The 25,237-nt window shown below is 51.6% G+C and carries 26 protein-coding genes; 8 read left to right on the top strand and 18 right to left on the bottom strand.

Features of this window, described 5'->3' with window-relative positions; genetic code table 11:
• Positions 1-151 precede the first annotated feature (151 nt).
• Entirely contained in the window at positions 152-1,261 is a 1,110-nt protein-coding gene (locus HZZ01_RS14425) for an SDR family oxidoreductase (protein ID WP_179898285.1), read from the bottom strand.
• Between the two features lie 903 nt (positions 1,262-2,164).
• Between HZZ01_RS14425 and HZZ01_RS14420 the strand changes: the two genes are divergently transcribed.
• Positions 2,165-2,395, top strand: a complete 231-nt coding sequence (locus tag HZZ01_RS14420; RefSeq protein WP_179898284.1) for a hypothetical protein — start codon at positions 2,165-2,167, stop codon at positions 2,393-2,395.
• Between the two features lie 535 nt (positions 2,396-2,930).
• On the opposite strand, the gene HZZ01_RS14415 is transcribed toward HZZ01_RS14420, so the two are convergent.
• Both HZZ01_RS14415 and HZZ01_RS14410 read right to left on the bottom strand, forming a co-directional pair.
• Complete coding sequence (locus HZZ01_RS14415) at positions 2,931-4,085, bottom strand: epoxide hydrolase family protein (RefSeq protein ID WP_179898283.1); 1,155 nt, start codon at positions 4,083-4,085, stop codon at positions 2,931-2,933.
• Between the two features lie 17 nt (positions 4,086-4,102).
• Positions 4,103-5,002 (bottom strand): NmrA family NAD(P)-binding protein, encoded by a 900-nt coding sequence (locus tag HZZ01_RS14410; RefSeq protein WP_179898282.1) that lies wholly within the window; start codon positions 5,000-5,002, stop codon positions 4,103-4,105.
• 110 nt (positions 5,003-5,112) lie between these two features.
• Between HZZ01_RS14410 and HZZ01_RS14405 the strand changes: the two genes are divergently transcribed.
• Positions 5,113-5,772 (top strand): TetR/AcrR family transcriptional regulator, encoded by a 660-nt coding sequence (locus tag HZZ01_RS14405; protein WP_179898281.1) that lies wholly within the window; start codon positions 5,113-5,115, stop codon positions 5,770-5,772.
• Positions 5,773-5,938: 166 nt separating this feature from the next.
• On the opposite strand, the gene HZZ01_RS14400 is transcribed toward HZZ01_RS14405, so the two are convergent.
• Positions 5,939-6,805: an alpha/beta fold hydrolase gene (locus tag HZZ01_RS14400; protein ID WP_179898280.1), complete on the bottom strand. Its 867-nt coding sequence runs from the start codon at positions 6,803-6,805 to the stop codon at positions 5,939-5,941.
• 518 nt (positions 6,806-7,323) lie between these two features.
• Here HZZ01_RS14400 and HZZ01_RS14395 point away from each other — a divergent pair.
• Complete coding sequence (locus tag HZZ01_RS14395; protein ID WP_179898279.1) at positions 7,324-8,208, top strand: PhzF family phenazine biosynthesis protein; 885 nt, start codon at positions 7,324-7,326, stop codon at positions 8,206-8,208.
• A gap of 137 nt (positions 8,209-8,345) precedes the next feature.
• On the opposite strand, the gene fetB is transcribed toward HZZ01_RS14395, so the two are convergent.
• The 5 genes from fetB to cybB all read right to left on the bottom strand — a co-directional run bounded on the left by fetB (position 8,346) and on the right by cybB (position 11,871).
• Positions 8,346-9,128: an iron export ABC transporter permease subunit FetB gene (fetB, locus tag HZZ01_RS14390; RefSeq protein ID WP_179898278.1), complete on the bottom strand. Its 783-nt coding sequence runs from the start codon at positions 9,126-9,128 to the stop codon at positions 8,346-8,348.
• Positions 9,115-9,783 (bottom strand): iron ABC transporter ATP-binding protein FetA, encoded by a 669-nt coding sequence (fetA, locus tag HZZ01_RS14385; protein ID WP_179898277.1) that lies wholly within the window; start codon positions 9,781-9,783, stop codon positions 9,115-9,117. The genes fetB and fetA overlap by 14 nt, the downstream gene beginning before the upstream one ends.
• 80 nt (positions 9,784-9,863) lie before the next feature.
• Positions 9,864-10,334 (bottom strand): hypothetical protein, encoded by a 471-nt coding sequence (locus HZZ01_RS14380; RefSeq protein WP_179898390.1) that lies wholly within the window; start codon positions 10,332-10,334, stop codon positions 9,864-9,866.
• A 203-nt stretch (positions 10,335-10,537) separates the two neighbouring features.
• Positions 10,538-11,197, bottom strand: coding sequence for a DUF1345 domain-containing protein (locus HZZ01_RS14375; protein ID WP_179898276.1), 660 nt, complete (start codon positions 11,195-11,197; stop codon positions 10,538-10,540).
• Positions 11,198-11,346: 149 nt separating this feature from the next.
• Entirely contained in the window at positions 11,347-11,871 is a 525-nt protein-coding gene (cybB, locus tag HZZ01_RS14370) for a cytochrome b561 (protein ID WP_179898275.1), read from the bottom strand.
• A gap of 592 nt (positions 11,872-12,463) precedes the next feature.
• Between cybB and HZZ01_RS14365 the strand changes: the two genes are divergently transcribed.
• The gene (locus HZZ01_RS14365; protein ID WP_179898274.1) at positions 12,464-12,811 is read left to right on the top strand and encodes a hypothetical protein; all 348 of its coding nucleotides are present in this window, start codon (positions 12,464-12,466) and stop codon (positions 12,809-12,811) included.
• 303 nt (positions 12,812-13,114) lie between these two features.
• Here the strand turns inward: HZZ01_RS14365 and HZZ01_RS14360 are convergent, their stop codons facing one another.
• The 6 genes from HZZ01_RS14360 to HZZ01_RS14335 form a co-directional block, all read right to left on the bottom strand.
• A complete protein-coding gene (locus HZZ01_RS14360) occupies positions 13,115-14,134 on the bottom strand; it encodes an alcohol dehydrogenase (protein ID WP_179898273.1) in 1,020 nt (339 codons plus the stop codon).
• A 117-nt stretch (positions 14,135-14,251) separates the two neighbouring features.
• The gene (gene gorA, locus HZZ01_RS14355) at positions 14,252-15,607 is read right to left on the bottom strand and encodes a glutathione-disulfide reductase (protein ID WP_179898389.1); all 1,356 of its coding nucleotides are present in this window, start codon (positions 15,605-15,607) and stop codon (positions 14,252-14,254) included.
• 71 nt (positions 15,608-15,678) lie between these two features.
• Positions 15,679-16,803, bottom strand: a complete 1,125-nt coding sequence (locus HZZ01_RS14350; RefSeq protein ID WP_179898272.1) for an FAD-dependent oxidoreductase — start codon at positions 16,801-16,803, stop codon at positions 15,679-15,681.
• Positions 16,796-17,572: a cupin domain-containing protein gene (locus HZZ01_RS14345; RefSeq protein WP_255434255.1), complete on the bottom strand. Its 777-nt coding sequence runs from the start codon at positions 17,570-17,572 to the stop codon at positions 16,796-16,798. The genes HZZ01_RS14350 and HZZ01_RS14345 overlap by 8 nt, the downstream gene beginning before the upstream one ends.
• Complete coding sequence (locus HZZ01_RS14340; RefSeq protein WP_179898271.1) at positions 17,544-17,888, bottom strand: carboxymuconolactone decarboxylase family protein; 345 nt, start codon at positions 17,886-17,888, stop codon at positions 17,544-17,546. The genes HZZ01_RS14345 and HZZ01_RS14340 overlap by 29 nt, the downstream gene beginning before the upstream one ends.
• A gap of 600 nt (positions 17,889-18,488) precedes the next feature.
• Positions 18,489-19,409, bottom strand: coding sequence for a LysR substrate-binding domain-containing protein (locus tag HZZ01_RS14335; protein ID WP_179898270.1), 921 nt, complete (start codon positions 19,407-19,409; stop codon positions 18,489-18,491).
• A 176-nt stretch (positions 19,410-19,585) separates the two neighbouring features.
• Here HZZ01_RS14335 and HZZ01_RS14330 point away from each other — a divergent pair, with 176 nt between their 5' ends.
• The 4 genes from HZZ01_RS14330 to HZZ01_RS14315 all read left to right on the top strand — a co-directional run bounded on the left by HZZ01_RS14330 (position 19,586) and on the right by HZZ01_RS14315 (position 22,173).
• Positions 19,586-20,362 (top strand): SDR family NAD(P)-dependent oxidoreductase, encoded by a 777-nt coding sequence (locus HZZ01_RS14330; RefSeq protein WP_179898269.1) that lies wholly within the window; start codon positions 19,586-19,588, stop codon positions 20,360-20,362.
• Between the two features lie 47 nt (positions 20,363-20,409).
• Positions 20,410-20,961 (top strand): OsmC family protein, encoded by a 552-nt coding sequence (locus HZZ01_RS14325; protein WP_179898268.1) that lies wholly within the window; start codon positions 20,410-20,412, stop codon positions 20,959-20,961.
• Positions 20,962-21,005: 44 nt separating this feature from the next.
• A complete protein-coding gene (locus HZZ01_RS14320) occupies positions 21,006-21,839 on the top strand; it encodes a DMT family transporter (RefSeq protein WP_179898267.1) in 834 nt (277 codons plus the stop codon).
• Between the two features lie 124 nt (positions 21,840-21,963).
• The gene (locus HZZ01_RS14315; RefSeq protein WP_255434238.1) at positions 21,964-22,173 is read left to right on the top strand and encodes a S9 family peptidase; all 210 of its coding nucleotides are present in this window, start codon (positions 21,964-21,966) and stop codon (positions 22,171-22,173) included.
• Positions 22,174-22,431: 258 nt separating this feature from the next.
• On the opposite strand, the gene HZZ01_RS14310 is transcribed toward HZZ01_RS14315, so the two are convergent.
• The 3 genes from HZZ01_RS14310 to HZZ01_RS14300 all read right to left on the bottom strand — a co-directional run bounded on the left by HZZ01_RS14310 (position 22,432) and on the right by HZZ01_RS14300 (position 25,234).
• Entirely contained in the window at positions 22,432-23,355 is a 924-nt protein-coding gene (locus HZZ01_RS14310) for a substrate-binding domain-containing protein (RefSeq protein WP_179898266.1), read from the bottom strand.
• 86 nt (positions 23,356-23,441) lie between these two features.
• Positions 23,442-24,221, bottom strand: coding sequence for a TIM barrel protein (locus tag HZZ01_RS14305; protein ID WP_179898265.1), 780 nt, complete (start codon positions 24,219-24,221; stop codon positions 23,442-23,444).
• Positions 24,221-25,234 (bottom strand): Gfo/Idh/MocA family oxidoreductase, encoded by a 1,014-nt coding sequence (locus HZZ01_RS14300; protein ID WP_179898264.1) that lies wholly within the window; start codon positions 25,232-25,234, stop codon positions 24,221-24,223. Before HZZ01_RS14300 ends, HZZ01_RS14305 begins: the two co-directional genes overlap by 1 nt.
• Between the last annotated feature and the right edge of the window lie 3 nt (positions 25,235-25,237).

Below are 25,237 nucleotides of genomic sequence, written 5' to 3'. Positions count from 1 at the left end.
ACTTTATCTGTGACTCCAGACCTAATAAGTCTGGAGTCATTAAGGCGTGTTTTGACGGATTCTGAGAAAGTTTTCGATGTCTGATGCAGGTCTTTCTATGGGGTTTTAACGGGCAATAGCCCGGGTTTTATTCCCGGGCTATCCTGACTGACTATTTGAAATCGACCTGCATCAGTTCGGCAATCGTTGAATCACGCGTCGTTACTACGCAGCGATCCAGATAATCAGTGAACCGGGAAGGTTTCTTCATGCCAAGCTGCAGCAGTTTGGAATTATCAAAGACCACATTCAGGTTTGAGAAATGCCCGTACAAATTCATGGCGCGCAGCATGATTCGTTCGTTGCAAGGCCCGAACAGATCCTTAAAGGTTCTTCTGCTGTCAGAAAGCTGTTTATAGGAAACCTTCTGATAATCAACGCCGAGCGCCCTGCTCCCGGATGCTTTTGCCATTGCCTCGTCAATTTCTGCGAAAGTCACACTACTCTGTGTGCCGGCAGAGATATGGATCACCTCATTGATGACGTCTTGTGCGTCAAGCAGTAAGACCAGCGCATCGGCACAGTAATCAACCGGAACCACATCAATACGATCATCCAGGTCGCAGGTGAATTTTCCGAGTGCCAGCGCCATGCGGAATACCCAGAAAATACTGGCTGACGGCAGACAGCCTTGATCGGAATGACCCACTACAATTGATGGCCGGGCAATAACCAGCGGCAGATCCGGTAGCTTTTCGGTCATTAGCTTTTCAATCGAGGCCTTACTCCACGTATATTCGACGACATGCTGATCCCGGCTGGAATTGAGTCCGCCCTCAGTGACCAGCGAGCCAGGTTCCGGCGCGCATGACATTGCGGTACCAACGTGAATGAATTTCTTTAGTCCCGCGACGCGGCTCATGCGTTCAGCGAACCTGAATGTGCCTTCAACATTCACTTTCCAGATAGTGGGATTGTTACCAAAAGAGGCAACGGCAGCACAGTTAATGACGTGGGTAATGTCGTCAATACGTGAGTCACTAATAAAGTTCTCAGTTAAAGCCAGATCACCCAGAATGATGTTTTCAGGTGCTATCGTGTTGATAATTGACTCACTTAAGCCAAAATTTTTCAGGTTTGCTTTAAGCCTGTTTAGCGCCTCCTCAACAGTCTCGCCTCTGACCAGCAGCAACAGTCGATCCTTAACCCTGTTCTGTAATAAATTTGCAACGACAGCCCCGCCTAAAAAACCAGTAGAACCAGTAATAAGGATTTTTTTCATGATAGTGCCATTTAAATTAGTTGATCAAAGGAGAGCATTAACGGAACGCTTTCCGAACAGGTTAAAAATAAAAGAAATTGTTGTGGATGGATTATTTATGCTGAGCTTAAGGATAAATTAAGGTTTGACGCTAAATCTCATCCTCATGTCTTAATCACACATCACGTTACACCAAATCAGTATATCGCTAATAAGTATCGCCAGGTTAAACAGCACTGCAGATATTTTATGAAAATTTTCTATTTAGATTCTGTTTATGCTTAATGCTCAAAAAAGAATGCTTAAACACTCACACTCCTGCTGATTGCATGATCTGATTTGAACAATTTCCGCTATTCAGGATCAAGTTTTATTTATTTTATTTTTGATGAACTTTATAGGGATTTTATAAATGCGGCTTCTTAAGAATTTATTTAGGCCGGAAGCTTTGCACACTATTTCTGCATGTTAAACGAAGCAGGTTTAAATTATTATTCAGCAACTGTGTTTAATCATTGTTTAATTAATATCAATTTTTTCCTGTCTTAAAATAACTGCCAGCAGAATCCTGAGGCGCGCAGTGACCGTTGTCAGAAGTGATGCTTACCTTGCGGGAGTCTTAACTGGCTACTCTGCTCGGGCCACTGGCATGTTTTACATTGAACGCGAGGCTGATGGCTTCCAGGTGTGAAGGCCAGTCCCCCGGGCAGGTGGCTTATAAAATCTGACTGAAATGCCATCTCAGGGTGCTGAAGAGTTGAAGTTATGATTAATAAATCGCCAACTGCTCTGCTTATTGTGTGAAAAGCGTAACCACAGGTAACTAACTTCATGATTACTGTATCGCGGACAGCGAAACGCCACAGACTATGGCTATGCTCTGATGAGTTCAATGTGCAACTATGACTATCAGGATATTACGTGATGAAAAAATTATCAGTTATCGTTATTGCTACTGGCCTGTTTTTGTCAGTGAATTTACCGGCTAATGCCGAAGGATGTCTGAAAGGCGCCGCAGTGGGAGGCGTTGCAGGTCATGTTGCTCATCATGGTGTCGCCGGGGCAGCAGCAGGCTGCGCAGTCGGCCATCATATGGCGAAGAAAAAACATAAAGAAGCTGACAAAAACCAGCAGGCTCAGCCGGCACAAAACTAAGCTGAAAGCTAATGCTGAGGTAAACCAGCGGTTACCGGACACGTTTTGTCCGGTAATTAATGAGCGTCAACTGTTCTGAATCTGTTAATTATTAACACTGCTTCAGGATAACAGCAGATCTACTAAGATGATGTACTCAGCTGATCGTTAATATTCCCCGCCGTTAAAATACTTTTCCGCGATAATTTATGCATTATGGCTGTTGCGCCACTCACCCCCCTTTTTTTCTGTACCCGTAAAGCAGCAGCGATGCTGCACAGGACCCATGAAGAGAATTAAATGAATTCACACAGTCAGCAACAGATTGCGTCCGCAGTTCGTTAGAAAATAAAGTACGTATGCAGGGACTCCCTCATGGTTTTATAGAAAAAATAACATTCAGCTTCGAAAAGGAACCCTCTTTAGCAGCCAGCGGCGCAAGACTGAGCGGTCAGGCTTCATTCCCGACATGAACGCTGACAGTAATAAGAATTTATCAGTAGTACGTGATCAAAAAAAGGACAGCGCTAAATGGGCTTTCCCGATAATAAACCTGTTAGCGCAGCGTGAGAAAAGTCTGGCGAATATCTGAAACTAAACTTTCAGGCGCCTCCATTGCGGCAAAGTGACCACCACGAATATGTTCTGCAAAGTGCACTAACTTTTCAAATCGATTCTTTGCCCATTGTTCGGACAGTCGGACTTGTTCTGCAGGAAACATACTGATGCCGGTGGGTATCCGTATTTTGTCATACGCTTCAGGACGGTTACGCATTGCCTGCATACTCTCCCAATATAATCGGGCAGAAGTGGGGCCAGCGTTTGGAAGCCAATAAAGCATAATGTCATCGAGCATATCATCGAGTGAAAATATACGTTCAGGCTGCCTGTCGCTGTCTGAAACGTCCTGAAATAAAGCATAGATCCAGGCAGCCAAACCCACTGGTGAATCGGACAGACCAAATGCAACTGATTGTGGACGTGTACTCATAAGATTCATGTAAGCAGCATAGTCAGTACTGTATCGTTTGGCATCAGCGAGCATTTTTTGCTCTTCTTTTGTTGCGTCTGCGACTTCCTGCCCGGTGGGCTGAAAAGGCACAAAGTTTAAGTGAATACCGGTCAGGCCTGGCGGATTCATTTGAGCGAGTGTTTGAGTGACCAAAGCCCCCCAGTCTCCACCCTGTGCTCCCCAGCGGCTGTATTCAAGACGGGACATTAATTCAACCCAGGCCTGCGCAATACGACCGATATGCCAGCCAGGTTCAGTTGGCTTACCCGAAAAGCCAAAACCGGGCATAGACGGTATAACTAAATGAAAAGCGTCCTGTTCAGTGCCTCCATGCGCTGTAGGGTTAACTAAGGGGTCAATGATATGTCTGAATTCAAGTACCGAGCCAGGCCATCCGTGTGTAAGAAGCAACGGCATTGCGTTTTCGTGTTTTGATCGAATATGCAAAAAATGAATGTCAATGCCGTCAATAGTCGTGAGGCTTTGACCTAAAGAATTTAACTTATGCTCACATCGCCGCCAGTCATACGATGTACGCCAGTGCGTTACAAGTGCCTGAAGATTTTGTAATGACGGCCCTTGCTGAGTACCCTCTATTGGCGAAGCACTCGGCCAGCGAATTCGATCAAGACGATCGGTAAGGTCATCAAGATCTGCCTGAGCAATATCCAGTTTCATGGGTGAAATAATGGCTTTCATGATACATCCTTTTTAATTCAGGTAATTAAGAGCGTCGCCAACATTGTTTCAATATTCGTCCAGTCTTTTTTTCCATAACGCTCGTTGTCCAGCGGCGTCAGCAAACCTCGTCCGCTCATCATATCGCGCAGGTATTGCATACCTTGCCAGGCAGGGAAAATATCATGAGGAGAGGGTGCCACTGTTTTAATCAATGAAATTGCCCAGCTAAGCGTGTTAATACTGCCCGCGCGTATAGTTCGGTACTTCTTTCCAGAGAGCTGGGAGGCAATACTTGCTATTTCCTGAGGTGAAGCGCTGCCACCCGCAATTCGGAGATCACGCGGTGAGTTTCTATCTAATGCCGCATCTGCCGTAAAGTCAGCAACATCATTTTTAGTCGTAAAGTTCAGCATTTGACTCTTGTGTCCCCAATGCAACACACGGTTCCATTTCGGCAGCAAGATAGGTGCATCCTGAGTCAGGACCGTTGAGAAAGCGCCATTCAGTATTGATGTAGCCTGAATCGGTGCTGCGTTTAACCGTGCCCGAAATAAACGCCGTAGATCCATATTCCGATTCTGGCCCGGCTGTGTCCTGGTATAATCCAGTGAAAAATCTGAAGGGATAAATCGTGGTACGCCAGCGGCCACAGCCGCATCAAGTAAGGCACCCTGTTGAGTGATAATCGTATCCTCAAGACCGTTAATAGCAGATACCACACAGTCAGCCCCGCGACATAAGGCGGTCAAAGAGGCTAAATCATACGAACTTTCAACACATTCAAATCCTTGTGCCTGAAGAGTACGTCTGATTTCATTTGATGTTGTCGGCCTTATGATGGCCCGAACCAGCCCCCCTTTGTGCATAAGCTGCAGACCAATGCGACCTCCAAGGTCTCCGGTAACACCAGCCAGAACCACTGTGTTCAGTCCCATATTTTATTCCCGCATTCAGGTGGACTAAAAAGTCAGTATAGGCACTTCTGCAAAAAATGGAACGGCACCGTTCAATTTTATATTCTGTTGATTGTTGGTATACTCGGCACATGACAGATGAACCTAAAACAGACAAGCCTTCAAGAGTCGGTCGTCCCCGACGCGAAGCCGCAGGGGATGTAGACACAAGAATCCTTTCTGCCGCGACAGCGCTTTTCTTAGAAAGAGGATTGGCTGCGACGAGTTGCGAAGCAGTCGTTGCAAAAGCTAAGGTTGGGAAAGCCAGTCTTTATTCACGATACTCTGGCAAAAATGCGTTGTTTGAGGCCGTTATCCGCCAGGCGATTGATAACAGCGAATTATTACTGACGAAAGCAGACATCCCTTCGGCTTCGCTCCGTACCCGACTGGCGATGGCAGGTAAAGCCGTAATCAGGCAAGCAATAGAGCCCGTTCCGCTTGGATTGATGCGGCTTTTTCTGACTGAAGCCCCACGCTTTAATGGGCTTATTCAATCTTTCGACCAAATGGCTCGGGATCGTGTCATAGAGATTGTGTCTGAAAGCTTGATGGAAAACGATATGCTCAGTAAGGCTGATGCGAATGCCCTTACCCGGCACTTTTTAGATTTGACGTTTTCGCCAATTTTGCTGGCAGCGCTGATAGGCCATTCTGAAGAAACCTCTTCTGAAGCTATCGATAAACGCATTGAATATGCGCTAAACATGTTAGAAAAATCAGGCCATCTGACCGGTAATGTCACCAGCTAGGGCGCTGGTGTATGCTTATGTTCGTGTTGTTTTTAGTTTCAATGACGGGTTCAAAAGAGTCACTGGCCATGGGGGCAGCCCCTGTCGTGATCCACGTTTCTTAGAATGAGCAATGTCTATGGCTTATGGGGCATTAAGGTTGATGCCTCATTAGCAGTGACGCTGGCTACTGGATTTCTTGCGATAAAAAATGCCGGAGTTCAGCGGTAACTTTTTGCGGGGCCTCTTCAGCCATATGGTGACCGCTGGCTATGGCATGACCCTGAACATGCGGTGCCCATGATTTCCAGATACCCAGTACATCGCCATAAATATCTTCCAGATCATCATACTTTGACCATAAACAGAGTGTCGGACATTTGATCTGTCGCCCATTCTGACGATCATCAAGCTCATGCTCTTTGTCTATAGAAAAACCAGCGCGATAATCTTCTATCATTCCATGTACCGTGTCAGGATCATGTATGGCGCGCCTGAATTCGGTGTACTCCTCATTCCCCATTGTTTCAGGCTGGCCTCCATACCACTTATCCGGATCGGCTAAAATTGCCCGCTCAGGTTTTTCTGGCTGAGCAAAAAAGAACCAGTGATACCACTGTCTGGCAAACTTATCATTGCAACGATTGAGCGCTTCGAGGATTGGGATGCAGTCCAGTACAGCGAGTCGCGTAATTCGCTCCGGGTAGTCAAGTGCGGCCCTGTAAGCGGTGTAACTTCCTCTGTCATGCCCCACTATCGCGAATTGCTGAAACCCTAACTGGCTCATTAACTCAATACAATCTTTTGCTTTAGCGCGTTTAGAAGAGCCAGCGTGATCAGGCTCGTCAGCAGGTTTAGATGAGCGGCCAAAGCCCCGCAAATCAGTGCAAACAACGGTAAAAGATTTGGCAAGTTGCGGGGCCACCTTTGACCAGGTTACGTGCGTACGGGGATGGCCATGCAATAGCAGCACCGGCGGACCATAGCCGCCATAACGAACATCGAGTACTGCTTCTGAAGTGCTGATTTGTGTGTGCGTAAATCCCTCAAACATATCTGATACCCACGCCAAAGATTTGTAGAAATTATAGGCTGAAGTCTGCTGATATAGCAGTTTCTGTGAACCTCGAAAGCCAGGGTCATGAGGGCCATCGGAAAGACTAACGGCTTGCCAGGACAATACCTTTCAGAAGGGAGCGACCTCCCCCTCTACTTACAGAGACAACGCCACGATATTGCTCGCGTCCTTAATCAACGACCGCGCAATACACTAAACTATGACACGCAAGCCCAGAGGTTTGGCCAGTGTGTTGCATCCACCGACTGAATCTACAGCCGACTGCCATGTCCCAATATTGGCTTTCAGATGCGCAATAGGTGCCGCCAATGCGTGGGATTTACAGCGTCTTTAATTCCAGCGGTGCTTACGAAACCGGCGCTCGTGGTGCCGAGGCATGGACTGCTATGTTTCAACGATGAGCAAAACGGACGCACGGCGTCTGTAGCGGAATACACAAAAGCTATCGTAGACGCAGTTGCACCTGCGATGCCTCAAGCTTAAGGAACACCGAAATGACACCAGAAGTTCATTTGATTAATGTTTTTCCTGCGGACCGTAACGGCGGTAATCCGGCGCCCATCGTGGCTCATGCGGATGGCATGACATTAGCCGACATGCAGGCGGTCGCCCACGCGTACGGGCATGAATGTGGCTTTGTTTGTTCACCGCCGGCCAATTCGGACTACGATTTCGCGTTCCGTTTCTGGGTGCCTAATCATGAGATGGAGATGTGCGGACATGCCACGGTCGGGGCGGTATGGTTGTTGGACAAACTCGGACTGCTGCCGAAGGATCAGTTGTCAATCTGGACGCTGAGTGGCCGGGTAGAGGCGAGAGTGTCGCGTGACGAAGCCCATAGGGCGCACGTTGAAATCACCCAGCCTCAAGGCTCAGTTGAGACACTTTTGGCGCCAGACATCGAAGCAGAGATCCTTTCGGTGCTTGGCATCAGTTCAAATGAATTAGCACCGCTACCAATCCAGAATGCCTCAACCAGCAGGGTCAAAACTTTAATCCCACTCAGGGACGTCGCCGTGCTGGACAGTCTGAAACCTGATTTCCGCAGAATAGAACCGTTGTGTGAGCGTATTGGCTCGACCGGTTTATATCCCTACGCTGCCTCGGATCCTGATGCCCGACAATTCGATGCGCGGCAGTTTCCCAGGTCCTCTGGATATCCCGAAGATGCAGCAACCGGCATTGCTGCGGCCGCACTGGCCTTCGGACTGTTGGAACTCGGCCTGGTCAGCGCAGATGATCGAACGGTGAGAATTCGGCAGGGCCGAGCCATGGGCCGACCTTCCGAAATTTCATTGCGCTTTCGGCACAATGCCGAGGGGCAGGTTCAGGGCTGCTGGCTCGGTGGAAATGTAGGTTTTGTCGAAGAGAAGATATAAGTCATCGTGCAAAGCTGAGAGAGATGATTCTGCAATTGCCCGAACTACCGGCTCCCCAAGGGTAATTATGTTCCGGTGGTAGTGCACGGTGGTAGTGCTTATGTCAGTGGCCTGACCTACCGAGCCGCAAACCTGTCTCACTCACCCAGCGAACCATCCATAACTTTCAGCTGCGCCCTTGCAGTATAAAAACGTCGATACGATAAGTAGACTGCGATGATGGTGGACAGACTGGCGGTACCAATGAGCATAAACGTTACCATAATTTGATACTTAATCGCCTTAAGCGGATCTATCCCGGCGAAAATTAATCCTGACATCATACCTGGCAGACTGACCAGACCAACGGTTTTGGCGGCATCTACGGTCGGGATCATGGCTGTACGAATGCTGTCAGCGATAATACGTCCCGACGCCAGCTTCACCGATGCGCCCAGGCTCAACATCTCCATGATGCGCTGGTGATTATCGCGAAAGCGCTGGTTCAGATTGCTGTAACAGAGTCCGACCGCGACCATCGCATTACCTGCGATCATGCCTGAGATGGGAATGACCTGCATCGGCACAAAGGCTATCGCGCCGCTAAGCACCAGAATAGTCAGCGTGATGACGGTGCCACTCAGGATAGCGACAAACGATATCGTAAAGGCGTTATCGATATTGCGGCCACGTTTGCGTGCATTGATCGCAGCATTCACGCAGATGAACAACACCATTAACACCGTCAGCCAGCTGTTATTGATATCGAAAATGGACTTCAACACAAAGCCCACGATGACCAGCTGAATAATCGCCCGGCAGACACTCCAGATAATGTCTTTGCTCATACCGAGCTTTTCTTTCTGGCTGATAAGCAGCGCGATAACGACCAGCGTCAGCGACAGCATCAGAGAAGTGTCACTGATATTATGCTGATTCACGCGCATTCTCCTTTTCTGGTGGCTCAAGGCGAAGCACCTGCTCAGCCTGCTGAATATCGTTAACATCATGGCTGATCCGCACCACGACCACCTTCTCTTCCGCTGCGATCCGGTTAATCAGGGAAAGCACGGCCAGTTTGTTCTCTTCATCAAGCGCGCTGGTGACTTCATCCAGTAGCAGTATCTGAGGCATAAACTGCAGATTGCGGAGCAGTCCGACACGTTGTTTTTCTCCCCCTGAAAGTTGTTCAATCGATTTATTCAGCATGTCCGGTGAGAGGTTAACGCTTTCCAGGTGCGCAACGAGTTTCTCCTGCTGAGGTTTCTGGCGACGAATCTGCCACGGCAGCGCAAGATTGTCATAAACCGTCTGGCCAAACAGCTGCGGCGTCTGAAAACAGTACGACACCTGCTGCCGATAGGCCTCTGCTTTCAACGTGGTGATGTCACTGTTCCTGAAAATAAGTTGCCCGGAAGTGGGGGTGAGAAGCGAAGCAATAATTTTCAGGAGCGTACTTTTTCCGCTGCCGGATGGTCCGGTCAGTAACACGCAGTCGCCCTCATGTAACTGCAGAGACACCGGTCGCAGTAGCTGACGGTCCCCGACTGAAAAAGCAACGTCCTTAACATCCAGCAGGGGCAAAGCATCGTCCATTTTTACGCCTCAGGAGCTTTAAAGAATGATGGGGTTGTATCAGGTTGAATCAGGGCGGCAGACCCGCTGCCACCCGATGATTATTTGTTTTCCCAGCGGGTGGAGACCGGATTGGTAACCGTATTTTGTTCCTGAGTATAGGTGCCATTCTGCTGCGCGATGGCCTCGCCGGTATCCACAATGGCGTTTTGAATAAAGACGTTCTGCTTCTCACTTTTAATAAAGGTTAACTGGTGAAAGGCCGTTTTATTGCCCCAGTCAGCAGAAGGCAAAGAGATAAAACGCACGGTGAAGGTTTCATCATCAAACTTCCCCTGCAAAACATAAACGCCATAGTGGTTTTCGCCCTGAGAAATGATCTTATACGTCCCGTTGTCGTAATAATAAATCTCAGCATCAGGAAACGGCTTTTTGTCATACATTTTGCGGTAGTGGAGAACCTGTTTGATAGCAGGCCGGCCGAAACTGACGGTGAGATTTTTACCCTCTGCCGTTGTCAGACCTTCAGCATGAACACTGCTCATCATCATTAACAGGCTGGTCGTGACCATTGCGGTTACTTTCACTCTCTATCTCCTTATCGGATTATGGGGACAACAAGCGTAAGACACTTAGGAACTTACACGGCATCAGGTGTCTGTTGAAGAGGCTGATAATACCTTATTACACATTGTTATAATCACGATAAGTGACAAGATGGTTGCGCGAGGTCATGCCGTTAAAATGACGCTTGTCTGTCGATTTATAAAACAGCTTAGTTAAGCAACCCTGCCCCGACATTTACTGATAACCCAAGAATAGCCAGATTAAAAATGAAAGAGATGACAGACTGCAGCAGCGCCAGTTTACGCATTTCTGTGGTGCCGGTGGCGACATCCGCCGTTTGCGAGGCAACCGCGATGGTGAAGGAGAAGTAGAGGAAATCCCAGTAGCCGGGATTCTTCGTTTTATCCGGGAAGATCAGCGGACTCACCTCGTTGTTACGGTAAAGGTAGTGCTGATGGGCATAATGCATCGCAAACGCGCTGGGCAGCATGGCCCACGAGGCTATTAACGTCATGGCTGTCAGCAGCAGATGCAGCAATCGCGGCGTGTCAGAGAGCCCTTTAAGCGTGGGGAGTTCACTCAGAATGGCAACAATGCTAACCATACAGGCGACGATCACAATGCCGAGCACCAGCGCGGCACTCTGATCCTGCTGCTGAGCAATCCGCTTGATCCCCGCCGCATCGGTACGCAACATGCGAAACCAGAGAATACAGAGATAGAGCCAGGCCCAGACGTTCCAGCTAATCAATAAACGCTGCATCTGTCCAAAGTTATCTGAGAGCAAAAAATAACAAATCAGTCCGGCCGTGATAGAGAGCAGCAAACGCAGGCGTGCATAAAGCGTGGCAGTTAAAGATGTCGGCATCGTAAAACCATTGTGCTTTGATTGTGGTGATATCAACTGTAGCTAAAAACGGCACGACCAGAAGAAGAGTGAGTGCCTGGTTACTGACAGCCAGGAGCTACTTTCCTCTGGCTGCCAGGACATCACGCTCAGGATTGTTAAACGCGTGGTTACGGCATCATTCTGCGCAGCGTGTCGTCTTTCATAAAATAGTGGTGAAATAAAGCCGCTACCGCGTGCAGACCAATTAACCAGTAGCCCAGTGGCGCCAGGGTTTCGTGCCAGTCAATTAGCATACTGGCTGTGACGGGATCCGGAGTCGTCGCGACAGGCATGTTTATCCCGAACAGGGCCCACTCCTTGCCACGCAGGAAACGCGAGCTCAGCCCCAGCACCGGTAGGACCACAAAGAGCGCATAAAGCAGCGTGTGCACCAGATGAGAAATACCGGTCTGCCATCGCGCAACAGGTGGCGTGATCGGCGGGGTTTTTGTCCGGGTGCGCAGGAAAAGACGGGCCATCATTAGAATCATCACGCAGAAGCCTGCGGAGAAGTGCGTGATCATCACCACATTGCGCTGCCAGGTTCCCTTCTCCGCCATCCAGCGCAGCTCAACCGTAGCGTAGGCCACAATAATCAGCAAAACCGTCAGCCAGTGAAAAAGGATTTGAGAACCTCTGTATTTCTTCAGCATAAATAAACTCCCGTCACTATTTTTGTGCGTCACTATACCAGTAAATTATTAGATGATTATTAGGAGTTTACTTGTTACTAATGACAGGCTCGTCATCTTTCACAACCGCCTTCGGTTAAGGGTATTCCGCAGCAAGGCATACCGACATCACCTGTGTGTGACGTTTGTGCGCTGAAGGCAACGCGAGTGAGTCATCAGCAGATTTCACATACAGGCCCTTTAATTAAACATGATGGTCAGAGTAAGAATCGATGCCTTAACACAGCGATAAATCTTAAACTTAATCTAATGTTCATTCTGTAAAATGGCTGAAACACGCCCTTAAAGCGTTAAGCGCGTCTGTAAATACATTCCTCACTGGAACGATTAGTCTTCACTGTGCTGGCGTTTATTTAAGTCAAATCCGCGCTCTACCGCCAGGAGCCGCTTACGCTTCGTTTATTTATAGTGCCAGTCTAAACTGGAGTTAAAATAACGCGCGTTATCGTAACATTAGAACTCTACATTTCTCATTCAAAAACAGTAACTTCTCCTCTGATTAGAGTTCGCCTATGCTGGCTGCTCACTACGTTTTGGGTCAGAGGGATCTGTTATGTTTATTGCGTCCGCCTCCTACAGTGCAGAGGCTGTTGAGTGCCTTTATGAAGTCATCGGTATGCTCAACCTGAATAGCATACGCTGCCACGTTATTTTCGATAGTCAGGCCTCCCGCGCCGCGGTAATTGAGGCGGACGCGACAGAGGAACACGGCGAAATGCGCCATCCTGTGCTGGCCGTGCTGGAAATGGAGCGTGTCACCAGTATCAACACCATACTGCGCATTAAATCTTTCTGGACCGATCCAGATGGGGTTCATTCGGGCGTGGAACCCGGCAGCCTGGCACAGGCGCTGTATAAAGCGCTGACAACCAAAAAGCATATTACGCTGGTGGGTTTGTAATGCAGACAAAGCCCGTGTAGCGCGGGTTTAGACTGTCAGGAGAGGAATCTGGAAGCGCAAAACAGACACCCGCTATGACATTCTGCGTCAGGCTTCCTCCTCGCTTTCAGGACGTTGTTGTGCTCTCAACACATAACCGATACAACCTTATTCACATCAAGCCTCTTGTCGCGTTATTCAGACGATGCCTGTCCATTATTTCAATGCTCGCCGCCATGCATAAGCGCTTATACAGCTGGCACACCTATCAGGGTGCCAACCCCAGCAAAGGGTCGTGTGTCGGGCAAACATCTTTCACAAAAGTTAAAGATCCATTGTGAGCACCATACGAAACTTCACATCACCGGATCGCATACGCTGGTAAGCTTTTTCAGCCTCAGCCAGCGGCGCGGTTTCAATCTGTGCGCGAACGCTGGTCAGCAGACTGAATTTAAGGGCACGTTCCGTTTCGTAAGGCGTACCGGTAAGAGAGCCCTCCAGCTTTAGCTCGTTTCCGACCATCGCGCCGGGCATGATTAAAAGCGGAGAACTGCCTGCGCCCACGACCAAAAATTTACCCTGTGGCGCGAGTGCTTTTACCAGTGCTGAAGCCGCTTCACTGTCAGTGATGGTGGTCAGGATAACCTGCGCGCCACCCGCTTTTTTGATTTCTGCCACGGCGTCTGACTGTAACGTATCAATATACTGATGTGCCCCTAAGTTCAGGGCATCCTGCCGGATGTCACTTCCGCGTCCGACCGCAATAACCCGGTAACCCATTTTTTGTGCATACTGTATGGCCAGATGACCCAGACCACCGATACCCTGAACAACAATTGTATCGCCGGGTCGGGCGCCTGACCTGCTCAGCGCGTTGAAAGTGGCAATGCCTGCACAAAGCAGCGGAGCGGCCTCTGCTGCCTGAAGCTCGTCGGGAATGATCACCAGACCCGTGGCACGTGCCAGCATCATTTCCGCATAGCCACCATCACAGGAGCTGCCGGTGACGGGCTGGTCAGTACACAGAACAAACTTACCCTGCCGGCACTGCTCGCACTCGCCGCAGTATCCCCCCAGGCGCCCTACGCCGACCCGCTGCCCTGGAGAAAGATATGAGGGCACACCTTGCCCCAATGCCAGGATGCGGCCCACCACTTCGTGGCCGGGAATGCGCGGATAGGTTGTGCTTTTTTCAAAGCCTTCGACTGCACCTGCATCCGCGCCGCAGATACCACAGGCCTCCACCTTCAGCAGAACCTCGCCGTGACCGGGTTCCGGCACAGGACGCTCTACCATCTCCATCCTGCCAGGTTCGGTAATCTGCATTGCCTTGAATGTATTCATTTTTACCCCACTCTCTGATATGTAAAACTGGTTGCCGCGCAGGTGCCGTGAGACTGCCGGGAAGCGCAAATTTGGTCACCGATTGGGTAGAGCCACATTCGGCGGCTATTTATCCGCTCAGCCCTTCATCGTGACGAACTCTTCGGCAGCGGTGGGATGAATGGCCACGGTATTGTCCAGATCCCGCTTGGTTGCGCCCATTTTGAGGGCCACCGCAAAGCCCTGAAGGATTTCGTCCATACCTTCTCCGATGCCGTGAATACCCACAACCTTCTCATCGGGCCCGGCGCATACCAGCTTCATCTTTGTCGCCTGACGGTGGGACGTTACTGCAGTGAACATCGCGGTAAATGACGCACTGTAAATTTTAACGTTCTGGTCGCCTAATTTTTCACGGGCCTGGGGTTCAGTAAGTCCGACAGTGCCGATAGGCGGATGACTGAATACGACAGTGGGGACATTCTGGTAATCCAGATGCTCATCCGGCCTGTTGTTGAACAGGCGCTCAGCCAGGCGACGACCGGCGGCAACGGCAACCGGTGTGAGTTCAAGCTGACCGGTAATATCACCAACGGCATAGATGCCTTCCGCAGAGGTGTTCTGATATTTATCCACAGTGACGTAACCTTCGTCACTGAGCGCCACCCCTGCTGCTTTGATGTTTAAGCCAGAGGTATTGGGTTTGCGGCCAGTTGCCCAGATCACGACATCCACAACAATCTTTTCTCCTGAACCCGTGACCACTGCGACAGAACCATCCGGCTCTTCTGAAAGTGACGTGGTAACGGTCTGACGATGGAGGCGGAGCCCGGATTCTTCCATCATGGCAGCCAGGGTATCCCCGAGAAGGGGGTCAAAATGGCGCAGAGGTTTATCACCTCGAACAAGAAGATGTGTTTCCGTCCCGAGAGAATGCAGCACGCCCGCCAGTTCAACGGCAATGTAGCCAGCGCCGATGACGGCTGCCCTGCGGGGCAGTGCGCTCAGTTCAAAAAAACCATCCGAGTCAATGCCCAGCTCTGCGCCGGGTACAGAAGGACGAACGGGGTGCCCGCCGGTGGCGATAAGAATATGATCGGCCGTCAGCGTTTCGCCATTGACCTCAATGCTGCGGGGGCCTGTGAAACGGGCTGTTCCGTGAATGACTTCAACCGCGTTCCTGCTGAGCACCGCATCATAGGAACCGTGAATGCGTTCAATGTACTCGCTGCGGTTTTTCACCAGTGTAGCCCAGTCAAATTCCCATCCCGACACGCTGAAGCCATAGCCAGGACTGTAAGTGCGGAGGGTTTCTGCCACCTGTGCGGCATACCACATCACTTTTTTTGGCACACATCCCACGTTCACACAGGTTCCGCCGATGGGCCCTTTCTCAATAAGGACACATTTCTGTCCATGTGCAGCCGCGCGATTTACGGAGGCGATTCCGGCGCTGCCGCCGCCAATTGCAATGTAATCAAAGTGTCGGGTCATCATTATTCTCCAGCCTGTATTCAGAAACGGGAAACCGGCGCGTGCTGATTCAGGCCGCCAGCCATATTTGCTCAGTTCTTTTGGGCGATGCTTTGGTGCACCTGCCTGACGCCCTCCAGTGAGGCCTCAATTGCGCCTGCAAGGTATCCCGGAAACTGCGCTGACCATTCACTGCCTATTCCGCGCAGGCAGTCCGCCCAGGGTCCCCGATCGGCATAAGCCGCAGGCACGCTATGTCCGGCCTGAATAAGTAAATCTTTTTCCGTGGCGGTAAAGGGATCATCTGCCCAGTCCTTGAAGTATTCAGCCACGGGCTTTGAGGCTTTCTCACCAAACAGCCGGGTGAGCTGCGCCCGGCATAAGGCCTTCAGGTTCTCTTCACTGGTAGTCCAGCGGGACCGTGCCGGGATGCCGATAAAGCCGAAAAGAGCATGAACCTGGCCGGGAACGGAGGCGTCATGGATCTCAGCCATCGGGCCGACGCTGCTCCGGGCTTCACCTGACAGTCCCGCCTGTCGCCAGAAGTCGTGCTCATAAATGGCTACGTATTTGGCATGAGGAGCCATCCATGTGCCGGTTCCGGCCCACTCACCGGCTAAACCGGCAGGGAGTGTCGGAAGGTATTCGATACCGGCAGCGAGAGCAGGCGGAAGCGCGAGCAGAACGGTCTGCGCCGTAAACATGCGACCGTGTTCGTCAGACGAAACGGTATGAACCTGAACCTCACTGACGGTCCGTTCAATGCGCATGACGCGGGCATCGGTGACAACCTGCTCAGCCGCTATCCGCGCCTCCAGCCGCTCAGTGAGCTGGCGCATCCCGCCGGCGATCCGCATAGACGGAGGAGACGACGCATAGCCGGGATGGCGGGAGGGAGGCTGATGGTGAGCGCGTTCATAGAGCATGTCGCCCTCTTCAGCCTGCGGTATCAGCGCAATATCCAGCTCTGTCGTCAGGGCTGCCAGTAGGGGCTGAAAAGCAGGCCAGATCCAGGTTGCGCCAAGGTCAACCCGCCCTTCCGCGTCCGCAGAGCGTGCGGCGTCAGCCGGTTCGTTAGCGCAGGAAAGGATCCTGCCTCCGGTCTGCGCTCGCGCTTCCAGGACCACATAACTGATACCAGCCTTTTCAAGCTGGTAAGCGGCATAAAGCCCGCTGAGGCCCGCGCCGATAATGGCGACCTGCACATGTTCATTCATGCTGGGCTCCTGTCAGCGCGACCTGATCAAGATGGCCGGTTTTAAGATAAATCAACGTACCCGTCTCTCCGGAAGTCAGGCCAGGAATGTCACCCGCGGGAAACCGGAGCCAGCTACCTGCAGGCCACACCTCTCCCTTTTCATAAAGGGTGCCGCTTAGCACGAGAATTTCAGCTCCCCTGTTCAGGTCATCCGGCAGAATCGGGCGATGGGGATGAAACCGGCGGAGCGACACATTTTCATGCGCACTGCTGAAAAGCGGGCACTCCTCACCGTCAACAGTTTTATGCCAGTTATCACTGTCGTTTGTGTCCAGCCTTAAATGGGTATGTTCGCCCTGCTGCATCTGCCGGAGTTTCACAAAAATCGTGGCACCACTGACACTTGATGGCTGATGTGTAGAGTCAGGCGGATTACGCATATACCAGCCAGCAGGATAGTGATGCTCTCCTTCTGAAAACACGCCGGCGAGCACCAGGATTTCTTCACCATCCGGATGATGATGTTCAGGAAAATGAGAATCCGGATGGTATTTAACAATGCTGGTGGCACGTGCTTTTTCTGCGCCGGTACGATCAAGCATGACACGATCGACTCCGGCCCGGGGCGAAGAAACCCAGTCATAATCTGTGGGTCTGACAGAGGCCCGGCGAGTGAAATCGTGATTAACTAACATGGTTATATCCATTTCAGAAAAGGCGGCGCTCAGCACGCGGGTGCGAAGCGCCGTCATCAGTTGCTTATGCGTTGGGTAATGCATCAAACGCATCAAGTGCGTGAGCCGTGTAGGTCAGTGCGGCACCGGTATTCAGTGAAATCGCAACGGCAAGCGCTTCGGCGATTTCTTCCCGCGTAGCGCCATGTCTGGCTGCCGCTTTAACATGAACGGACAGACAGCCATCACAGCGAGTGGTGATTGCCACGGCCAGCGCAATCAGTTCGTGCGTTTTCTTATCCAGATGCCCCATTGCCGACGCACCGGCATCCATTTTCATCAGGCCTTTCATGAACTCTGGTTGCAGTTTTGCATATTCGCCCACTACGCCAAGCAGTTCATCGCGATGGCCATTCCAGTCTAAAAGCATAATAATCTCCGGTAGTTAATAAAAAATTAAAGCGAAGTGTTCGCCAGCATGTCAGACAACGGTGAGGTCAGGCAGGCATGCAGGCAGGCGCCTGAGTGACAGACATAACGCCATGTCACACATGCACGTCGTCATCCTGCACGAGCCGTTCTTTGGAACGAGCGGCAGCGATATTCTTCACTGATGTTCAGCGTAATTTGCAGATAAGCCATACGGTATTGCCTGTCGGAGGTCGTGGCGGAAACGGTCTCCGTAACCTGACATCGCAATAAATTCATACAGCTTAATATTTTCAGTGGGAAACTTGCCCGACCGCATCATGCAGTACCCTGTTGCTGTTAGGCATTATGGGAAGATTGCCAGGGGTGGACAACTCAGATAATCTTGACTACCGAAAAAGAATTTCTTTCTCAGGTGAGAATAGCTGTCCTTCTGAATGTGCTGCGTGCAGCAGAAGCCAGCACGCACCATAAAGCTTTTGCCCGGCGCCAGAAGAATGCGATGTCACCCCGGCAGCCGTCTGACAACGGGTCAAAACGCTTGAGGATACGATGGGCTGTGATGGCAGTGGATACTTTGAGCAGGCCGTAGCGATAAACCTTAATCTCCAGTATGAAGATCTGTGACGTCCTGAACCAGCCAGTCATGCAACACTTTAACTTCAGGACGCATCCTTGAGTGCTCTGACATAACGAGATAATAAGACCACGTCAGGGGCCAGCGATACTCCGGGAAAAGTAATATCAGCTGGTTAGTGTCGATAAGTTGCTGAACCAGTGCGCGTCGGACGACCGCTACGCCTCGTCCGCTGAGCGCAGTCATGATCGCAGCTGCCGTTGAGTTAATGTGTAAATTTGTCGTGTCTGCAGGCGGTGCCTTCAGGCGTTCAAAAATTGTTTCCCATGAAGGAAATCCGGCACCCGGATGGGGGGTATCGTCCTGTATCCGTTTTTCGCTGGCCAGGCACTGCGGCGAGGGGCGGACGCCCGACGCAAGAAGCCGTGGGCTGCAGACGATGACGGCTTCTTCATTCATCAACCAGGTTTTGCTGAGCCCTGCCCAGTCGCCAGGTCCACATCTCACACCAAGATCGGCTTCGCCGTGAATCACATCAGACAACCTTTCTGTCACATCAAAACGGATGTCGATGTTCTGATGCTGCTCAGAAAAGCGGTTCAGGCGCTCCATCAGCCAGTTCATCAGCAGAACCTGAGAAGCCGTCAACAGGATCACTGAACGTGCTCTGCGCCCGCGCAGCTTGTTCAGCCCTGATTCAAGCTCATCCAGACCATGTGAGATGTCCTGCAAGGCCTCCTGAGCCTCACTGACCAGCGTTAATCGCGTTTTTCCACTGCGTGAACGCAACAGCAGAGGATGTCCGACCCACTCTTCCAGTGCCCGGACCAGCTGGCCAACGGCTGCAGGCGTTACGCCCAGCTCGTCAGCAGCCCCTTTAAAACTTCCATGACGCGCTGTTGCCTCAAAAGCATGAAGCCATTTCAACCTGTTAAGTGATCGCATACGTTCCCTCCGGCCTTTATGCTGCCACAGTGCCGCGCAGTGAGATAGTTTTTCTTTCCCGTTAGGTTAGTTCTTATGCCTCGTGCAGCGCATGCTGACATGGCAATCTCTTTCTGGCAGGGAGAGAGCGGCATATTCCGCTACTCCATAAATTAATTTAAAGGTCGAGGTATACGATGACAGCATTATTTTCAGGTAAAAAGCTTCTGGTTGTTGGTGGTACAAGCGGTATGGGTTTTGAAACCGCCCGTCAGGTGCTCAAAAACGGCGGCAGCGTGGTTCTGGTAGGGAATCGTCAGGATAAAGCTGAGCAGGCACGCAGCACGCTGTCAGCAGACGGTCAGGTCTCGATCATTATTGCCGATCTGATGAAAGAAGAAGGCCTGAAGCACGTGACTGACGTCATCAACCGTGAGCACAAAGATATCAGCCTGATGGTTAACGCTGCCGGCGTTTTCTTCCCAAAACCGTTCACCGAACATGAAGAAGCGGATTACGACATGTATATGTCCATTAACCGTGCGTCATTCTTCATTACCCGTGACGTGGTCCGCAATATGGTGAGCGGGAATATCAAAGGCTCTATCGTGAACATCGGTTCTATGTGGGCACAGCAGGCTATCGGCGCAACGCCGTCATCCGCCTATTCCATGGCGAAGGCCGGACTTCATGCCCTGACAAAAAATCTGGCTGTTGAACTGGGTGAAAAAGGGATCCGCGTGAACGCTGTTTCCCCGGCAGTGGTTCATACGCCAATCTATGAAGGCTTTATTCCCAAAGATGACGTTAAGAGCGTAATGAACAGCTTTGACAGCTTCCATCCGATTGGACGTGTCGGCACACCGCAGGACGTTGCTGAAGCCGTGTGTTTCCTGCTGTCTGACAAAGCCGGCTGGGTCACCGGTGCTGTATGGGACGTTGATGGTGGGGTGATGGCTGGCCGTAATGCCTGATTTTACCCGGCCCGGCCCCCTGGGTCCGGGCCAGAAAGGTCATTCAAATGGACACATACACGAATAAGGCTGTACCGGTCCCGCTGCATCATCAGCCGGGGAGCTGTTCAGCTGAACAGGCTCCCGGACAGGCGGTTTTCAGCGTCAGTACGTGCTGGCAGGGTGGACTGAAAAGTGAGACGGTTTGTCATGCCTCCGTCGTCAATGGCCAGACACTCCACGGCGAAGGACACCGCCTTTATTCTGATGAACCTGAATTGCTGGGCGGCAGCGGTTCCGCACCAGGCCCTCAGGAACTACTTCTGGCCGCGTTTAATGCCTGCCTGACCGCATCTTATGTCATGGCGGCGCGAGCAGAAAAAGTGCATCTCGACAGGCTGAAGATCATGACGTCAGGTACGCTCGATGTGAATCGCTTTCTGGGTCTGGAAATCACAGGAACACCGGGACGGGAAATCGTGCGCTACGTAATCACCGTAAGCGGTTCCGGCTCCGTTTCCCAGTTTGAAAAGATCCATCAGTCCGTCATAGCCACCTCGCCTAACCGATGGATTATCGGTAAAGGGATGCTCATTGAAGGTGATCAGGTTATTACGTAATTTACCGTCCTGACTCCCTTATTTCTGAACATGAAGGAATGCCTATGTACAGCCGGGTTGCACTGGCAATGGTGGCTTTTGCGGCTAATTCAGTGCTTTGTCGCCTTGCACTTCAACAGCAGCACATCGATCCCATCAGCTTTAGCGGGCTCAGGATCGTCGGTGGCGCGGTAATGCTGGGTCTTATGCTTCTGGGCTCCCGCCCCCGGCGATATCCGGAATTAAGCTGGGTCAATGCATCGCTGCTGTCAGCGTATGCATTTGCCTTCTCGGTGGCCTATGTTGCGATAGATACCGGAACAGGTGCCCTGCTTTTATTCGGCACGGTTCAGCTGATTATGACGGCATGGGGGCTCTGTAAGGGTGAAAAAATGACGGTGCTTAAAGCAACAGGGGTCGCGATGGCCGTGGCGGGGATAGGCATTTTACTGTTCCCGACAGCCAGAGCGCCATCACCCTCTGCGGCACTGCTGATGGTGATATCTGGCGCAGCGTGGGCAGCTTACTGTATTACCGGTAAAAAAGTCAGGCACGCAACTGCGGCCACCGCCGGCAATTTTCTGATGGCAGCGCCCTTTGCTGCGCTGTTAATGCTGCTGAACCGGCATGATGCCCATGCAGAGAGTGCCGGTATCCTGCTGGCGTTGACTTCAGGCGCCATCACGTCTGCCCTTGCCTACGTAGTCTGGTACTCGGTCCTGCCCGGTCTTTCCTCCACGATGGCCTCAGCCGTCCAGCTGAGCGTTCCCTGTCTGGCCGTGCTGGGCGGCGTCATGTTCATGGGGGAAACGCTGGATCTGCACATCATCGTGTCTGCCGTCATTATTCTGGCTGGCATTGGCCTGATCAGTGGCGCTGAAAAGTCCCGCAGTCCGTGAATCTGTATCGCCACCGCAACCGGGCAGAACGTCCAGTAAAAGAGCGGATAAGGCGAAGCAATATCGATCAACAGGCGGACCCGGCCCGCGGTTACATCAGAAAGTAGCGGAAAAAGTTTTCAGCATGAATAAGCCCCTTCTTGTCTTTCACGCGCCGGAAGATGATACGGTTCTGATAGAGCAGGCTGAGCATATATTCAGATCGGCACGGCATCCGAAAAGCTTCATTGCCCTGCACGGTGCCGATCACCTCCTGTCGGATAATAAAGATGCCGACTATGTGGGGGAATGCATCGTGGCCTGGTGCTCACGTTATCTTGACCAGGCACTCTGATAGAACGGTAGAGAAGCCGTCCATCAGGGCTGCCGCTCTGGAACAGAACATCATGCGCGTCCTGAATAAACAGCAGTGGGTCGCTGATGGGCATGAAAATGTAAGAAAGGTAAACTGGCAATATGCGCACGGTCCTGACCACTTACCGCTTTTTACTTAGAGCGATCCTGAACCCGCGCGCATATTCATTATTTCTCCGTCAGGGTGATTCACCTTCTCATGGATGATGTGCGAGTGAGAAAAATGTTAACCGAAAAACTATTTTGAATTTTCAGCAGTAAAACTTTGGTAATTTTCAGGTGTAATAAGCTTGTAAGGCACCCAGTTAAGCGTCTCTACCTTTTGCTTATTCAGCAGGGCTTTAGTCACCTGAACGGCGCCGGTGGCCTGCCCTTTCGCATCCTGAAAAATGGTCAGTGCCATCTTGCCGTTTTTAATGAACTGCTGACCGTCCGGGGTTCCGTCAATACCCGCCACAAGGATTTTGTCATTCTTCGCCTGGCTTAACGCCATGATGGCACCAATGGCCATCTCGTCGTTGTTCGCAGCAATGGCGTCAATCGGGCGCTGATTCAGCAGCCAGCCAGACACCACATCGACCGCTTCATTGCGTTGCCATTTCGCCGTCTGCTTTTCAATAACTTTCATGTTTTTATATTTGCCGATCACCGCTTCCACGGCGCGGGTGCGCTCACGGGCCTCTTCATTCGACAGCGCGCCCATCAGTATCGCAACATTGCCTTTGTAGTTCATTTTTTTGGCCAGTGCTTCCATCTGCATGTCACCACCCAGCGCCGAATCAGAGCCGACATACGCCATGTCTGCGGGTAGTTTCACTTCCGGTTTTCGGTTCACAAAAACCAGCGGAATACCGGCTTGTTTTGCCGCATTGATCATGGGTAAAACGCCCTGGGTATCAACCGGATTGAGGATAATGGCGTCCACGCCCTGGTTAATAAAGTCATCCACCTGCTGTACCTGTAGTGCGACATCGCCTTTGGCATCGACAAACTGACTGTTGAGCTGGCTGGCATTGAGTTCCTGCTGCATCTGAGTGCGCAGGATCGAGACAAAGTTAAGATCAAAGTTAGCCAGCGCGACGCCAACGGTCGGCGTTTTGGCGCTGACACTTAAACTCACTAGCAGGGAGCAAAAGCAAAGAAAAAGGTTTCTGATGTTCATAGTGTGTTCCTGTAGGGTTAAGGTTGTTATTGTTTTCACTGACTATTTCTGCGTCGGGTAACAGGCAAATACCCGACGCATGCTGCTTACAACGTAAAGTGATCGCGGAACTGCTGGATAGCGACCGTGCTATCGCCGCTGGCCCAGCCCTCCATGGCGACGGTGCCGCTGTAACCCATCTCCTGTAGCGTCCGGGCAATAGCACGGTAATTAATTTCTCCGGTGCCGGGCTGCTGACGGCCCGGGACATCGGCAACCTGAATTTCACCAATGGCGGTTCCGCAGCGCCGCAACAGTTCAATCAGATTGCCTTCGCCAATTTGTGCATGATAGAGATCGAGATTCATCTTCAGGGCCGGGCTGTTAACCGCTTCAACCAGCGCCAGTGTCTCAGAGGCCAGGGCAAAGGGCGTGCCCGGATGATCAACAGGCAGATTAAGGTTCTCCAGGGTGAAAACCCGTCCGGCACGTTCGCCCAGTAGCGCGACCTGGCGCAGCGTATCGGCGGCCCTGAGCCACATTGCGCCCGTTACCGTTTCCACAGGTTTTACCGGCAAGCCGCGCTCATCCAGCCCGGTTCCGTGCAGATTCAGTACCGGACAACCGAGACGTTCAGCCACCGCCAGCGACGCTTCAGCACTCTGTAGCAACAGCTGTATTTCCGCCTCATCCGTCAGGTTGCCGCTCAGGTAACCGGTCATAGAGGTAAAGCGCGCACCGGTCGACACCAGCGCATCAATATCCTTATTGGCCCACCCCCAGATTTCAACGCCAAAACCCAGTTCGTGAATGCGTTTTACGCGCTCAACAAATGGCAGTTCCAGAAAAACCATTTCAGCGCATACGGAAAGTTGATAACCGGCCATCAGCGAACTCCCAGCTTAACGGGCAGGTTGCACTGCACAGATTCAATACAGGCCAGCGCAATTTCCAGCGCGTTACGCGCATCTTCTCCGGTGGCGCGAGGCGTCTCACCGCTGCGAATACAGCGGGCAAACTCTGTCATTTCAGCCACATAAGCTTCACGCAGCAGATCTGAATCCAGCCTCGACGTATCGACCGCTATTCCGCTGGCGGTGTAACGCACACAGTGATTGGCATTAATGTGGCCCGCCTGAAGCATGCCTTTGCTGCCAAAGACTTCGCCGCGCACGTCATAGCCATAGACCGCCTGAAAGTTAGCCTCAGCAATAGCAATAGCGCCGTTGTCGAAGCGAATAGTGACAACTGAGGTATCCAGCAGTCCTTTGTCTTTAAAATCTGGCCGTACCAGCGCATCGGCCAGCGCATAGACTTCTACCGGCTTTGCGCCAGGATTGAAGTGCAGTAGCGTGTCAAAATCGTGGATTAGCGTTTCAAGGAAGATTGTCCATTGCGGAATCGGGGCAGGATCGTTCAGGCCCGGGTCACGGGTCACCGAGCGGCTAAGCTGCGTCGTGCCATTTTCACCGTTTTTTACCGCCGCAATCGCTGCCGCAAACCCGGAATCAAAGCGGCGATTAAAGCCCACCTGTAACACAACGCCTGCCTGTTTTGCCGCCGCGATGGCGCGATCAGCCTCTTCCAGCGTGACAGCCATAGGCTTTTCGCAGAACACATGTTTACCGGCTCTGGCCGCGGCAATCACCCACTCCGCATGCGTCCGCGCTGGCGCGGCAATCGCAATGGCGTCGATTTCATCATCCTGAAGCAGCGCATGCAGATCGCTGTATGATTTGCTAACCCCAAGCCGGCTGGCGAGCTTTTCCGCCGCGCCAGGAAACGGATCGGCCACCGCCGCCAGAGTAGCACCAGGCACACGCCAGGCCAGATTTTCTGCATGGAAGCTGCCCATGCGCCCTGCGCCGATTAAACCCACGCGCACTGTTTGATGGTTCATAGA

Origin of the sequence: Pantoea sp. WMus005 (genome assembly GCF_013415305.1) — a bacterium.
GTDB classification, from domain to species: Bacteria; Pseudomonadota; Gammaproteobacteria; order Enterobacterales; family Enterobacteriaceae; genus Pantoea; species Pantoea rara.
The sequence above is the reverse complement of the archived record's forward strand: the minus strand, read 5'-3'. Positions and strand labels throughout refer to the sequence as shown.